Raw genomic sequence first — 14068 nt, 5'->3', positions numbered from 1 at the left:
ATCGGGAACTGAGATCTTGATCAAACTGTGTTCGGCAGACGCTGGCTTATTGCCTCGTTATCAACCAAAATGGTGCAATGACAAGTAAATTTTCGGCGGCGCGGGTGGTTCTGCTCGCCTTGGCCGCCGTCATTGTGGCTTTGGTTATAGCCGCGCTGCTCGTGGTTTCGCTGCGCCCGGCACCACAGGCCCACGCGGAGAATACCCCCGAAGGGGTCGTGCAGCGGTATCTGATGGCCTTCGAAGCCGAGGATTTGCCTGCCATGCAAGGCTATGTCATGGAGGGCGAATCCAGGACGCTGTGCAATCCGGAGCCCTATGCCACGCAGCCGCTGGACGTGCAGCTGCTCAGCAGCACCGTGGGCACTGCGAGCGCTACCGTCCACACGAGGTTCGATTCCGGGGATGCCAGATTCCTGCCCTGGCCGGATCTGTCCTCCTACGAGGATGCCTTCGAGCTGCGCAAGGTCAACGGGACCTGGCTGATCGACCGCATGCCATGGCAAGTCGGACTGTGCACCGCCGAGGAGATGGGCTACTGATGGCCACCACTACTGCTCCAGCGCCGCTGTCGCGAGGCGGCAGCGTGCTGCGTCCGGTGATCCTCCACGGACTGCTGTTCATCTTGCTGATGGTCGTGGCCACCGGCCTGGCCGCCTTGCTCACCGCGGTGTTCCATGGGTTCGATGCGCAGCAGGTCAGCACCGAACAGCTGGCGATGGCCTGGGCGTTCAGCTTGGTCGGGATCCCGTTGGCCTGGTTGCTGTGGCGCTCCATCCGCAAGCGGCTGGCCCACCCGACGGCCTTCGATTCGGCGGTCTGGTCCTTGCAGGCCTCGGCCGCGTATCTTGCGACGCTGGCTGCCAGCAGCTGCGCCGCGTTGGCGGTGCTCTCCGGACTGGTCGCCCCTTCCATTCAGGGGGCGTGGCAGCCGACCCTGGGCACGGCTTTGGGATGGGGAGCGGTGTGCGCCTGGCAGCACCGCCAGATCGTGGCTGCGCGGACCGCGCCACGGCAATTCGCGCATCTGGCCGCGGCGGTGGGGAACTACTTCAGCATGGTGCTCGTCGCGCTGTCGCTGGTGGCCACGCTCAAGGCTGCACTGGAAATCCTGGTCCGTCCGGACAACACGTTGGCAGGTCCTACCGGCATGCGGCATCTGCTGGTTGCGTTGATCTGGCTGGCTGGCTCCACGGCACTGTGGTTCTGGCATTGGAAATTGCGCCGCGTGCAGAAAATGTCCGATCCCTTCAACGACATCCTGTTGATCGCTCTGGGACTGGCCGCACCGGCACTGGCGCTCCTGCTCTCGGGCGCCAAGCTGTTTTCCTGGGCGTGGCCGCAAGCGTGGACCACCCAGGAACGCACCGGGCTTTTCCTCGCCGGCGGTCCAGAGCTGCTGGCCATCGTGGTGGCGGCCGCGGTGATCTGGATCTACCACCAATTGCAATTGCGGACCGGGTTGCGCTCGGCCTCCGTAGTCGACGCGGCGCGCCTGGTGATTGGCGGGATCGGCCTGGCGGTGCTGGCCACCGGCTTGGGGATGGTGGTCAATGCGCTCTTCGCGGCAATCGCCGCCAGCGTCACGTTGGAATACTCGGCGGGATTGCTGGGCCATGGCCTGGGACTGCTCATCCTCGGGGCGGCGGTGTGGGTTGCCTATTTCAAGCCGTTCAAGCCTTCGCCGGCGGATTCCCGCAGCGTCTACCTGGTCTTGTTCTTCGGAGCCAGTTCCGTGGTCGCCCTGATTTCCCTGCTGGTCCTCGGATACCGGATTTTCGAATACTACCTGGGATCCGAGACTCGCCTCGATTCCCTCCTGGACACCGTGCGTGCCCCGCTGGGCTGGCTGGTCGCAACCGCTGCCGTGGCTGGCTACCACTTCGTGCTGTGGCGTGCGGACAAGCAGTCCAAGGCCGAGGCTTCCGGCGTATCCGCGGTGGACCACAGCGCGGTGACGCGCCGTGCCGTGATCATCGTTGGCCCAGCTGCTTCCGAGCCGATGGCCGCGCAGCTCGTAGCGCGGCCCGAGCTGTCGGTGACGTGGGTTGCTTCGGCCGGTCCGGCCTTGGACGACCGGGCCGAGGTGTCGGTGCTGGCGAGAATCGAAGAATATCTGGACTGCGAGTCCGGGCCGTTGCTGGCCATCGCCAACGACGATGGCACCGTGCAGTTCACCGATCTGGCCTAGGCCAAAAGGCCCAGCAGCACTCCCCCGAGCCCCGAGATGGCAACCACGATCCATGGTGCCGTCTTCCAGGCGGTCAGCAGGACGAAGCAGAGCAGCGCCAGCACGAACGCGGGAGCGGAAGTAATCGCCGAGGTGAAGACCGGGTCGTAGAGGGCGGCGGCCAGCACGCCGACCACTGCCGCGTTGGCGCCGCGCAGGATGGCACGTGCCGCCGGCCAGTGGCTCACCCGGTTCCAGAATGGCAGCACGCCCAGCAACAGCAGGAATCCCGGAAGGAAGATGGCCAGCAAGGCAATGGCCGAGCCGAGCACACCGCCGGGGCCTGATTCAACGAGGACGCCGAGGTAGGCGGCAAAGGTGAACAGCGGTCCGGGGACTGCCTGGGCGGCGCCGTAGCCGGTGAGGAAATCCTGCGAGCTGATCAGCCCGGGATCCACGACTGCGCTTTGGAGCAGCGGCAGCACCACATGGCCGCCGCCGAAGACCAATGCGCCGGAGCGGTAGAACGCATCGATGAACGCCAGCAGATCCCAGCCGGTAGCCCAGGCAGCCAGCGGCAACCCGACAAGCATGAGGGCGAACAGCGCCAGGCAACTGATCCCCAAGGTCCGCGAGACCGGGAACCGCAGGGCCGACGCTGGACCCGAATCCGCATCACGGCACCAGAAGTACCCTGCCGCGGCGCCGAATGCAATGGCCAGCAGCTGCCCGAAGGATCCCGCCAAGAGCAGTGCAGAGGCCGCGGCCGCCACGGCGATGGCTGCACGGGTCCGGTCCGGTGCCAGGTTCCTGGCCATGCCGGACACCGCCTGGGCGATGATGGCGACCGCAACGATTTTCAGGCCGGTCAGCAGCCCGGTTCCGGCAGGGCCGGTAAACAGCGACGCACCGAAGGCGAAGACTGCGAGCAGAACCGCTGAGGGAAGGGTGAAGGCGAGGAATGCCGCCAAGGCCCCTGGCAGGCCGGCGCGGTGCAGGCCGAGGCCGAAACCTACCTGGCTGGAGGCCGGGCCGGGCAGGAATTGGCCCAGCGCGACCAGCTGGGCGTATTGCTGGTCATCCAGCCAGCGGCGCCGGTCCACCAGTTCGGTACGGAAGTATCCCAAGTGGGCGATGGGACCGCCGAAAGAAGTCAGGCCGAGCTTGAGGAAGACCTTGAAGACTTCGCTGGCCGAGCCCTTGTCCAGCTGCTGTGATTCCATGGATTCCAGCATAGGAGGAGAAAGGAAACGGACGGTGAACACCCACCGCCCGGCACGCTATTCGCGCACTTCCAGCGGCCTGCGTCCGCTGGATTCCTGTGCGCTGCGCGCCCCGGAGATCGAGGCCAGGCCAACGGCGAGCAGCGTCAGCACGGTGCCCATGACGGTGGCCGCGGTGACGGAGGAACCCGGGGCTGGGAAAAGCACATCCATGAGCAGCGAGCCGGCCAGCTGTCCACCCACCGCCGCGAGGCTGGTGACCAGCACTCCCAGCCGCTTGACCACCAGCGCGGTGATGCCCACGAACAGGCAGCCGAGCAGCCCGCCGATGTAGTACCACCACTGGCCGGGCAGCGGATGCAGCTTCGCGCCGGCCGGCAGCCGCACCAGCATCACCGCCGCCAGTACCAGGAACCCGACGGAGAAGTTCACCAGGGTTGCCGCCGTGGCGCCGCCATAGGCTGCCGCTTGCACGCCGTTGGCGGCGGCTTGGAAGCCCATGAGCATGCCGACGGCTGCCGAGAGCGCCATCGGCACCAGCAGCGATGTGAGCTGCGCATCCGCGCCGCGCGGGCTGACCGCCCAGATCACTCCGGCAATGGTCAGCACCACGCCGAGGATGCGCAGGGCATTGATCTTGCGCGGTTCGGCCCCGCCAAAGCCCACCCGGTCCATGAGCATGGAACCGATTGCCTGTCCGGTCACCAGGCAGACGGTGAACAGCGCCACGCCGATGAGCGGCACCGCGGCGGCCTGGCTGAAGACCACCAGTGCGCCCACCGCGCCGGCCACCAGGTACCACCGCGGGAAACTGCCCCGGGCCAGTGCGCGCGGCACCTGCCGCACCGTGTTGCGCACCCGGGGGACGGCGATCGCCAGCAGGATCAATGCCGCCAAGCCGACGCCGAAGCTGATGGTTGATGCCGCCATGGCATCTCCCAGCTTCGCGCCCAGCGCCCCGTTGATGCGCGACTGCACGCACAGCAGCAGGCCCGAAGCGATGGCAAGCAGGATGAACAGGAGCTTTCCGCCGGTGCGGACCGGCGTGGCGGGGATGGTGCTGGTGGTCAACGGGGTTCTTTCAGGGATCTGGAGGATGGCTCGGCAACGCAAGAACGGGACCCGCCTGGCGGGTCCCGTTCTGTCTGGCATTACTTCGCCGCGTCGCTGGCGAGGATATGCGTCGTGGAAATGACGGTGGCCTGCTCAACCGCTGCCAACGCGTCGATCAGCGAGGAGAGGACAAACATCGACGAGTCGACTTCCAGCTTCACCGGGTACTGGTGGATCAGCATGGCGACCATGTCGCGCACCGCTTCGGCCACCTCGTCATCGCTGAAGGCCGGATTATGGCCCACCAGCACGTCGGTCGGGGCGTTCTCGCGGGCCGGCACGTAGCTCACCGCGAAGGCCAGCGGCACGCCGCCCTCGCGCTTGGGCTTGTCGCGCAGCACCAGTGCGCCCTGCGCGCCGGTGTGCTCATCGAGCAGCATGCGCTGCGCCGAGCCTACGGTCATCTTGGCCGGATCCCAATCGGTGTGCACCGCATTGTAGAAGTCCATCACCAGCTTGGTCAGCTCGACGCTGCCGGTGGACAAGTCCTCGATCACCCGGTCGTTGGTGTCGAACACCGGCTCGGCCAGCGCTCCCGGTTCCAGCACGACATCGCGCGAGACCTCGATTTCGCCCAGGCCCAGCGACTGGCAGAAGCCGGCCGCCGCGGTGGCCGGATCTCCGGCCGTCACGGTGTAGCGGGCCTTGAGCTCCTGCGCCTGGCCTGCCGGGATCTGCTGGCGCAGCTGATGCACCAGCGCGGTGCCCACGCCGGAACGGCGCTGCTCGGCAGCCACCTCGACATAGAGCCAGAGGCGCTGCGGATGCAGCGAGGAGGCGAATACCACGCCGGCGCCGATGGCCACACCGTCAACCGTGGCCACCAGCGTGCGGGAGAACGGCGCATCGCTGTTCTCGCGCAGCATGGTGCGGTCCTGGTGGGCCTGCGGCGAACGCGGGTCCCCGAAGATCTGCAGCAGCTCCAGGTCGTCGCCGGAACGCCAGGGACGGAATTCCAGTTCGTTCATCGGGCTCTAGGCTCCGTTCAGGCGCTCGGAAAGGTAGGCGGTGACCTGGTCCAGGGACACGCGTTCCTGGGACATGGTGTCGCGTTCGCGGATGGTCACTGCCTGGTCTTCGAGGGTGTCGAAGTCCACGGTGATGCAGAACGGGGTGCCGATCTCGTCCTGGCGGCGGTAGCGGCGGCCGATGGCTCCGGCATCGTCGAAGTCGATGTTCCAGCGCTTGCGCAGCTCGTTGGCCAGGTCCTTTGCCTTCGGCGAGAGGTTCTCGTTGCGGCTCAGCGGCAGCACGGCGGCCTTGACCGGGGCCAGGCGCGGATCGAGCTTGAGCACGGTGCGCTTGTCCACCCCGCCCTTGGTGTTCGGTGCCTCGTCCTCGGTGTACGCATCGACCAGGAACGCCATCATCGAACGGGTCAGGCCGAAGGACGGCTCGATCACGTACGGGGTGTAGCGTTCCCCGGTGGCCTGGTTGAAGTAGGACAGCTCGGAGCCCGAAGCCTTGGCGTGGCTGGACAGGTCGTAGTCGGTGCGGTTGGCGACGCCCATCAGCTCGCCCCACTCCGAGCCGGCGAAGCCGAAACGGTATTCGAAGTCGATGGTGCCTGCCGAGTAGTGGGCGCGCTCGTCTTCGGGCACGTCGAACTGGCGCAGGTTCTCTTCCTTGATGCCCAGGTCGATGAACCATGCCCAGCAATCCTTGACCCACTGGTCGAAGAACTTCGGTGCGTCTTCCGGTGCGGTGAAGAACTCGATTTCCATCTGCTCGAACTCGCGGGTGCGGAAGATGAAGTTGCCCGGGGTGATTTCGTTGCGGAAGGCCTTGCCGATCTGGCCAATGCCGAATGGCGGCTTCTTGCGGCTGGCGGTGAGCACGTTGGCGAAGTTCACGAAGATGCCCTGCGCGGTTTCCGGACGCATGTAGGCCAGGCCGGCTTCGGAATCAACTGGGCCCAGGAAGGTCTTCATCAACCCGGAGAACATCTGCGGCTCGGTGAACTGGCCCTTGGTGCCGCAGTCGGGGCAGGCGATCTCGCTCATGCCGTCCTTGGGCGCACGGCCCTTCTTGGCTTCGAAGGCCTCGATCAGGTGGTCCTGGCGGTGGCGCTTGTGGCACTGGATGCATTCGACCAGCGGGTCGGTGAAGGTGGCTACGTGGCCCGATGCTTCCCAGACGGCCTTGGGCAGGATGATCGAGGAGTCCAGGCCCACCATGTCCTCGCGGCCGCGAACGAAGTTCTGCCACCACTCGCGCTTGATGTTTTCCTTCAGTTCGGTGCCCAGGGGCCCGTAATCCCATGCGGAACGGGAACCACCGTAGATCTCACCGGCCTGGAAAACGAATCCTCGACGCTTTGCGAGGGAAATAACCTGGTCTAGCTTGGACTGTGGCGCCATATCAACTCCAATGGGACTTACGAGGCCGCTGGTTGCGGTCCGTAGAAAAATACATACATTTCAAGGGTATCGTTTCAATGCCCTGCGCACGAAGCCGAATCAGGTAACGCTGGCGTGAACTTCCACGCCTTTGGGCCATATCCACGGTGCAGGCCGGTTATATAGGGAAGAATGGAAGCCATGAGTGCCAATGAAGCTTTTGACCTAGAAATCCGTGACGAGTCCATCCGCTTGGGCCAGCTGCTCAAGCTCGCCTCGCTGGCAGAGGACGGCATCCACGCCAAGGAAATGATTTCCGAGGGAATTGTCACCGTCAACGGCGAGGTGGACACCCGCCGCGGGGCGCAGATCCGCCCCGGCGACGTGGTGTGCGTGAACGGCGAATGCGTGCGCGTCACCGCCCAGCCGTAGCTAGCCCTTCTTCAGGACGACCTTGGTGAGGAAGCCGGCAACGTCCTGGATTTCTTCCATGCACACCGAGTGGCCGATCTGCGGGTAGGTTTCGCTGGTCAACACGGTATGCCCCGGGACCCAGCCCAAGGTGTATTCGATCTTGTCCCGGGTGATCACCGGGTCAGCCAGGTCGCGGCCCCAGAACATCGGCAGCGGCTTGTCCGTCAGCTTCGCATCATCGAAGATGTCCAAGGTCTTGGGATCCACGGCAAACCCGGAGAGACCCACGACTGCTTCAATGGCATCGCGCTGGTAGCGGGCCAGCGAGGTGGCCATGGCCATGCCCTGGGAGAAACCGAGCAGGGTGATCGACGAGTGCTGCTGGGACAGCGGTTCCAGCAGTGCCCACAGCGCTTCGACGCTGCGGGCCACCGACTCGATGGAGTAGTCGATTTCCTGGGTCAGCGGGAACCAGCTGTATCCCGGGCCTGCCGGCAGCGGTGCGCGCACGGAGAGGTAGGTGAATTCTTCGGGCAGGTGCTGCGAGAGCCCCATGAGGTCTTGCTCGTTGGAGCCGTAGCCGTGCAGGAACACCAGCAGCGGAGTTCCTAGGCGGGATTCGTCGTTGCGGGAGATGATGGCTACCGGAGCCTGGTCTTGGTATGTCATAGTTCCCCAAGACTATCGAACAGCGCCGCGCCGATTCGGCGGTTCCGCAAAGCCCTGCCATCGTTTCCCCGGGTATCGCGATCCGCAGCGCCAGGATGCAGGTGAAAGTCCGGTGTTTGGCCGATGGAGCGGTTGCCAACGGCATGGAAAACCAGTTTCTCCACCTCCATAAATCCGCATGGCATGTAACAAGATAATAAAACTCCAAAATTATCTTAGGCATTCAAGCGCTTTTCGTGTTCAACTGGATTCACTGCTTCACGGCCGCCTGACTTGGGGATCCCACCGGTAGAAGCTCCAACCGGCAAAGGACAATGGCACCATGGGCGAAATCGAATACAGCGAGGAAATTTCAGGACTGGCACCCGAGGATCTTGCTGAACTCGACTACGTCGATTTGGATCCCGGCACCTCGTCGTCGCTCTTCGATACCGTCGACACGATGTTTTCATTCAGCCTTCCCTTGTTCTGCGTGCTTTTCATCGCCTTTGCCGGACTCATCATCTTCGTCATTGTGCGCAACTTCCGCAAAGCCAAGAGCGCCGGCTTCGATCCGTTGACCATGGAAACCGACCTGATGGCCAGAGCAGCGAATTCAGCTTTGCTGGCGCCGAAGAAATCCATTGAAGACAAGCTGTCCGAACTCGACTCGCTGCACTCGCGTGGAGTCATTACCCGCGACGAGTACCTGCAAGCACGCAGGGATGCCCTGGGCGGGTAGAGTGGCGCCCACCGAATCATCCTCTGGAATGATTGACTAGAAGTTACCCTTTGGTAACAATGGATTCGTGCCCAACAATATTGCTTCTGAACCGTCAAATACCGCCGACTCCCCGCTCCACCCATGGCGCCGCTATGTAGCCATCGGGGACTCGTTCACCGAAGGCATCGGCGACCCCGATCCATCGAGCGCAGGACGGCACCTAGGCTGGGCCGACCGCTTGGCCCAAGAGCTCAGCCGCACCGTCCCGGACTTCTCCTATGCCAACCTGGCCATCCGCGGCCGGCTCATCGGCCAGATCGTTGCCGAACAGCTCGATCCCTGCATCGATCTGAAGCCGGACCTGATCTCGCTGTGCGCGGGCGGCAACGACGTGCTGCGCCCGGGCGGCGATCCAGACAAGATTGCCGACATCCTCGACGACGCGGTAGCCAAGCTCACCGCCACCGGTGCCACGCTCCTGCTCTTCACCGGGCCCGATATCCGCGATACCCCGGTCCTTGGAAGCATCCGCGGCAAGGTGGCGATCTACAACGAGAACGTGCGCACCGTCGCTGCCCGGCATGACGCCATCGTTGCCGACATGTGGGCATTGCAGGAATTGCACCAGTCCCAGATGTGGGCGCCTGACCGCCTGCACTTCTCCCCCATCGGCCACCAGCGCATTGCCGCCATGGCACTGGACTCGCTGAACGTCCCGCATCAGCTGGATACCGACATCGTTCCGGTCGTGGATGAGCGCAGCTGGCGCGAAGCACGCAAGGAGGATCTGCAGTGGGCCCGCGAGCATCTGGCACCCTGGGTGCTGCGCCGCCTGCGCCACCAGTCCTCCGGCGACGGCATCACCCCGAAACGGCCTTCGGCTACGCCGTTCGCCGATGCCAAGCCCAACGACTCGCTCGGTGCCGGCGACAGCGCCAAGTAGCAAGAAAGACTGAAGCGGTTCCGCCGATTACTGGCGGAACCGCTTCAGTCTTTAAAGGCTTGCCAAACTTCGCCCAGATTCTAGTCTCCGAAGACCAAGGTCCGAAGCACCCCGTCCAGCTGCGTCGCATCGGTCAAGAATCCGTCATGGCCAATGGGCGAATCGATGTAGTGCACCGGCTTCGGCTTGGCCAGCGACGAGGCCAGCTTCACCGACTGCTCGGGGAAGTACAAGCGGTCGGTGGTAACCGCGGCAACCACCACGTTGACCTTCTCCAGGCGCGCCAGGGCGGCCTCCAGGGATTCATGGCCACGAGCAACATCGTGGCTCATCAGCGCCTCGGTCAGCACCAGATAGCTGTTCGCGTCGAAACGATTCACCAGCTTGCTGGCCTGATGGTCGAGGTAGCTTTCCACCTGGTATCGCCCGCGCGGCCCGTCCAGCTGGCCCGTCGGCTTCTCGCCATCCTGCGGATTGCGCGAGAAACGGGTTTCCAGCTCGGCCTCGGAACGGTAGGTGATGTGGGCCAGGCGGCGAGCCAGGCCGAGACCGGCGTCAGGACGGGCATCGTTGCCGTAGTAATCGCCATTGCAGAAGTGCGGATCCAAGCGGATGGATTGGGTTTGCACCTGCGCAAAGGCAATTTGCTCGGCAGTCGCCCGGGCGCTAGAGGCCATCACGACCAGGTTCTTGACCTGCTCGGGGAACTCGACAGCGTATTCCAGCGCGCGGGCACCGCCCATCGAACCGCCGATGACCGCATGCCAGGATTCGATTCCCAGCTGCTTGGCCAGCCGCGCCTCGAGGCGCACCGAGTCCTTGATGGTGACGAAAGGGAATCTGGAGCCGTAAGGCAGGCCCTGCTCGTCCAAGGACGAGGGGCCGGTGGATCCATTGCAACCACCCACCATGTTGATGGACACGACAAAGTACTCATTGGTGTCAACCGTGGCGCCGGGGCCAACGAAGCCTTCCCACCAGCCGGCGCTGTGCGAATCGCCTTGGGCGACGTGGGCGTCACCGGTGAGTGCATGCATCACCAGCACCGCGTTGGAGCCATCAGCTGCTAGCTTCCCCCACGTCTCGTAGGCCAGCACCACGTCGGGAAGGTATCCACCGAATTCAAAGTGGTACTCCCCCACGGAACTACGGCGCAAAATGCCGTCTTGTCCGCCAGCGAGCTCTTCGGCGCGCAGAGTATCTTCAGTAGTCACAATGGATGGCATGCCTAGAGGGTTTCCTGCAATTCCTTGTTTTCAAGGGCCGCAACAGCTTCGAAGCCCAGCTCAAGATCGGCCAGGATGTCCTTGATGTTTTCCAGCCCGACGCTCAGCCGCACCAGTCCCGGGCTCACACCGGCGGCAATCTGCTCCGCTTCGGAGAGCTGGGCGTGGGTGGTGGAGGCCGGATGGATGACCAGCGAGCGCACGTCGCCGATGTTCGCGACGTTGGAGTGCAAGACCAGTGCGTCCACGAATGCCTGTCCGGCTTCCGCGCCGCCCTCCAGCTCGAAGGCGATGATCGAGCCAGCGCCGTGATCGCTGTACTTCTGCGCGCGCTCATGCCACGGAGAGGACTGCAGGCCGGCGTAGGCGACCTTCTGCACTTCCTCGCGGGCTTCGAGCCAGTTGGCAACTTCCACTGCGTTCTGGCCGTGGCGCTCAATGCGCAGCGACAGGGTTTCCAGGCCTTGGGCGATCAAGAACGCATTGAACGGCGCCACTGATGAACCCAGATCGCGCAGCAGCTGCACGCGTGCCTTGAGGATGTAGGCCAGATTCGCGCCGAGGATGCCGTTGACGCCCAGGTCGCGGGCGAAGACCAGGCCGTTGTAGGACTCGTCCGGGGTGTTGAATCCCGGGAAGCGTTCGGCGTCCTTGGCGAAGTCGAAGTTGCCCGAGTCCACGATGACCCCGGCGATGGCATTGCCGTGGCCGCCAAGGAACTTGGTGGCCGAATGGATCACGATATCGGCGCCCCACTCGATGGGGCGGATCAGGTATGGCGTGGCCAGGGTGTTGTCCACCAGCAGCGGCACGCCGGCTTCGTGGGCGATCTCCGAGATGCCCTCGATATCCAGCACGTCCTGCCGAGGATTGGAGATGCTTTCGCCGAAGAAGGCCTTGGTGTTCGGGCGCACCGCGGCACGCCATTCGTCCAGGTTGTCCGGGTCGGAGACGAAGCTGACTTCGATGCCCAAGCGCTTGAGCGTGTGCTTGAGCAGGTTCTGGGTTCCGCCGTACAGGCTCGGGCTGGCTACCAGATGGTCGCCGGCTTCGGCCAGGTTCAGGATGGCGAAGGTGGTGGCGGCCTGTCCCGAGGACAGCAGCAGCGCGCCAACGCCGCCTTCCAGATCAGCGATGCGGGTTTCCACGGCGTCGGTGGTCGGGTTGCCGATACGGGTGTAGATCGGTTCCAGTTCCTGCAACGCGAAACGGGCAGCGGCACTCTCGGCGCTCGGGAAGACAAAGGAAGTGGTTTGGAAAATCGGGAGAGCTCGCGCTCCGGTCGTCGGATCCGGGGTCTGGCCGGAATGGATCTGACGGGTTTCAAATGACCAGTTGTTGCTCATGGTTTCCTCCAAATAGCGTTTCATGACTATGGGGGTACGCCGCTGAAAAGACACCGACAGGAAGCACCGTATCGAAACGACTTCCAGGGGGTAACCCGCGCTTGTCCTTGATGCCTTGTGCATTCAAGGGCCAGGTCTTCACCCGGGGCACCCCACCGCGGTTGGAGGGTTGCCGCCCAGTAAGCCGGGGCTTGTTACTGGAACTCATGACCTGCTATCAGTTTGCCCGAAAACCGAAGATCTTTGCAACGCAGTGGACCAGGATTGGACTCAATCGGTCATATTTCGCGAATTCCGCAGATTTTCCGCAGAGTATTCGATAACATCAGCGCACTTAGGGGAGCCTAAGTAGAGACTCGCATCACATGTTGCCATGATGGGCACATGATGAGGCTAGATCACGTAAGTTATGCATGCGGCCCGGACGGGCTGCTGCCAACCGCTGAAAGAATCTCCGAGTCCCTGGGACTGGAATTCGTCAAGGGCGGCGTGCATCCACGATTCGGAACACGCAATGTCATCTTCCCGCTCAAGCATGGCCAGTACCTGGAAGTGGTTGAAGTCCTGAACCACCCGGCCAGCGACAAGGCTCCCTTCGGCCAGGCCGTGCGCGCCCGCTCGGAGCTCGGCGGCGGATGGATGGGATGGTGCGTCTCCGTGGAGGATCTATCCAGTGCCGAAGACCGCTTGGGCCGCAAGTCCGTGCCGGGGAACCGCAAGTTCCCGGATGGCCGCGAACTTACCTGGCAGCAAATCGGCATCAAGGGCCTGATCGCTGATCCGCAGGTCCCGTACCTGATTTCCTGGGATGAAGGCTCCGAGCCGTTGCATCCGTCCAAGGCGCTGGAGCCTGTCGGCGAGATCAGCCAGATCTCCATCGCCGGCTCACGCGATCGGGTGCTGGATTGGCTGGGCCAGCCGCAGAACGTCAATTTGGGCGCCGTCACCATGCAATATGAAGCGCCGAATGGCACTCCGGGCATCATGTCGGTAACCTTTGAAACCGAGTCCGGCACCGTGGTGCTGTAGGAAACTCGGAAACGAACGCAGGTAGGCGGGGACAATGGCGTCCCCACCTACCTTTTTCGTTAATGGCGTTTCAGTCGCTGGCGCAGGCCTTCGGGCACTACTGGCCGATTCCGATGGCAGGCCCAATCAGCGCGTAGCCGACGAAGCCGATAGCATCGAGCAGGAAGTGCGCGATGACCAGCGGCATCACCCGGCCGTACTTCTGGTACACCCAGCCGAAGACGATGCCCATGAGCATATTGCCGATCATCGGCCCCACGCCCTGGTAGAGGTGGTAGCTGCCGCGGAGCACTGCAGAACCGATAATGGTGCTCCACAGTCCCAGCTTCAGCTTCTTGGCATAGGTGAACAGGAAGCCGAGCATCAGCATTTCTTCGAGCACTGCATGGCGTACAGCCGACAGCAGCAGCACGGGGACGCTCCACCAATAATCACCGAGATTGGCTGCTGACAGTGCTGTGGTGACGCCCAGTGCCCGTCCGGCAGCATAGACGCCCAGCGTCCCCACGCCCATGGCCAGGAACAGCCCCGCCCCGAGCATCGTGTCCTTGCCCGGACGTCGCATGTCGAAGCCGATGTCACGGATGGTTCGGCCGGTCGTGCGCTTCATCAGATAGAGTGCCAGCACCACGGGCACCAGCGCGAAGATAATGTCCAGAAGCTGGTAGATGAAATCAAAGAACTCGCGTGTGCTCAGCGGGTTGTTCAGCGATGTCGTCTGATCACGCAACGGTGCCCTGGTGACTTTATCCGCAAAGCTCAGCAGCGAGTAGACCGCGCTCTGCCCCAAGGACAGGGCGAGAACCAAAATGATCTCGAACCTGAGGGTTCTGCGGGTTGCCGTCGACTCAATTTGTTCAGCGTTCACGTTCTCGATCATAGGCCGATCTGGC

The 14068-nt window shown here is 63.5% G+C and carries 14 protein-coding genes and 1 riboswitch; of the genes, 6 read left to right on the top strand and 8 right to left on the bottom strand.

Annotated elements, in window-relative coordinates:
* Positions 1–77 precede the first annotated feature (77 nt).
* Both F0M17_RS04580 and F0M17_RS04575 read left to right on the top strand, forming a co-directional pair.
* On the top strand, positions 78–542 hold the full coding sequence (locus tag F0M17_RS04580) for a hypothetical protein (protein WP_141358677.1): 465 nt from the start codon (positions 78–80) through the stop codon (positions 540–542).
* A complete protein-coding gene (locus F0M17_RS04575) occupies positions 542–2191 on the top strand; it encodes a DUF5671 domain-containing protein (RefSeq protein ID WP_149596537.1) in 1650 nt (549 codons plus the stop codon). Before F0M17_RS04580 ends, F0M17_RS04575 begins: the two co-directional genes overlap by 1 nt.
* Here F0M17_RS04575 and chrA read toward each other — a convergent pair.
* The 4 genes from chrA to F0M17_RS04555 form a co-directional block, all read right to left on the bottom strand.
* Entirely contained in the window at positions 2188–3393 is a 1206-nt protein-coding gene (chrA, locus tag F0M17_RS04570) for a chromate efflux transporter (RefSeq protein ID WP_149596536.1), read from the bottom strand. The genes F0M17_RS04575 and chrA overlap by 4 nt on opposite strands.
* A gap of 57 nt (positions 3394–3450) precedes the next feature.
* Positions 3451–4464: a DMT family transporter gene (locus F0M17_RS04565; protein ID WP_210416694.1), complete on the bottom strand. Its 1014-nt coding sequence runs from the start codon at positions 4462–4464 to the stop codon at positions 3451–3453.
* An 80-nt stretch (positions 4465–4544) separates the two neighbouring features.
* Positions 4545–5474: a GNAT family N-acetyltransferase gene (locus tag F0M17_RS04560; RefSeq protein ID WP_149596534.1), complete on the bottom strand. Its 930-nt coding sequence runs from the start codon at positions 5472–5474 to the stop codon at positions 4545–4547.
* Between the two features lie 6 nt (positions 5475–5480).
* Positions 5481–6866: a glycine--tRNA ligase gene (locus F0M17_RS04555; RefSeq protein WP_066139473.1), complete on the bottom strand. Its 1386-nt coding sequence runs from the start codon at positions 6864–6866 to the stop codon at positions 5481–5483.
* 180 nt (positions 6867–7046) lie between these two features.
* Between F0M17_RS04555 and F0M17_RS04550 the strand changes: the two genes are divergently transcribed.
* Positions 7047–7277: an RNA-binding S4 domain-containing protein gene (locus F0M17_RS04550; RefSeq protein ID WP_073706704.1), complete on the top strand. Its 231-nt coding sequence runs from the start codon at positions 7047–7049 to the stop codon at positions 7275–7277.
* On the opposite strand, the gene F0M17_RS04545 is transcribed toward F0M17_RS04550, so the two are convergent.
* Positions 7278–7928, bottom strand: coding sequence for an alpha/beta hydrolase (locus F0M17_RS04545; RefSeq protein WP_149596533.1), 651 nt, complete (start codon positions 7926–7928; stop codon positions 7278–7280).
* A 322-nt stretch (positions 7929–8250) separates the two neighbouring features.
* Here F0M17_RS04545 and F0M17_RS04540 point away from each other — a divergent pair, with 322 nt between their 5' ends.
* Both F0M17_RS04540 and F0M17_RS04535 read left to right on the top strand, forming a co-directional pair.
* Complete coding sequence (locus F0M17_RS04540) at positions 8251–8649, top strand: SHOCT domain-containing protein (protein WP_149596532.1); 399 nt, start codon at positions 8251–8253, stop codon at positions 8647–8649.
* 67 nt (positions 8650–8716) lie between these two features.
* A complete protein-coding gene (locus F0M17_RS04535; protein WP_038989775.1) occupies positions 8717–9574 on the top strand; it encodes an SGNH/GDSL hydrolase family protein in 858 nt (285 codons plus the stop codon).
* An 80-nt stretch (positions 9575–9654) separates the two neighbouring features.
* Here the strand turns inward: F0M17_RS04535 and F0M17_RS04530 are convergent, their stop codons facing one another.
* Positions 9655–10800 (bottom strand): homoserine O-acetyltransferase, encoded by a 1146-nt coding sequence (locus F0M17_RS04530; RefSeq protein ID WP_149596531.1) that lies wholly within the window; start codon positions 10798–10800, stop codon positions 9655–9657.
* 2 nt (positions 10801–10802) lie between these two features.
* Positions 10803–12146 carry a bifunctional o-acetylhomoserine/o-acetylserine sulfhydrylase gene (locus F0M17_RS04525; RefSeq protein ID WP_038990134.1) on the bottom strand — a complete coding sequence of 448 codons (1344 nt, stop codon included), beginning with the start codon at positions 12144–12146 and terminating at the stop codon, positions 10803–10805.
* A 92-nt stretch (positions 12147–12238) separates the two neighbouring features.
* A riboswitch (SAM riboswitch) is annotated at positions 12239–12358 on the bottom strand.
* Positions 12359–12530: 172 nt separating this feature from the next.
* On the opposite strand from F0M17_RS04525, the gene F0M17_RS04520 reads away from it, so the two are divergent.
* Entirely contained in the window at positions 12531–13175 is a 645-nt protein-coding gene (locus F0M17_RS04520) for a VOC family protein (RefSeq protein WP_038989778.1), read from the top strand.
* A gap of 97 nt (positions 13176–13272) precedes the next feature.
* On the opposite strand, the gene F0M17_RS04515 is transcribed toward F0M17_RS04520, so the two are convergent.
* Positions 13273–14055 (bottom strand): CPBP family intramembrane glutamic endopeptidase, encoded by a 783-nt coding sequence (locus F0M17_RS04515; protein WP_149596530.1) that lies wholly within the window; start codon positions 14053–14055, stop codon positions 13273–13275.
* Positions 14056–14068: the final 13 nt, after the last annotated feature.

The sequence above is a fragment of the Glutamicibacter sp. ZJUTW genome (assembly GCF_008370855.1).
GTDB classification, from domain to species: Bacteria; Actinomycetota; Actinomycetes; order Actinomycetales; family Micrococcaceae; genus Glutamicibacter; species Glutamicibacter nicotianae.
This window is presented reverse-complemented; position numbering and strand designations above follow the sequence as displayed.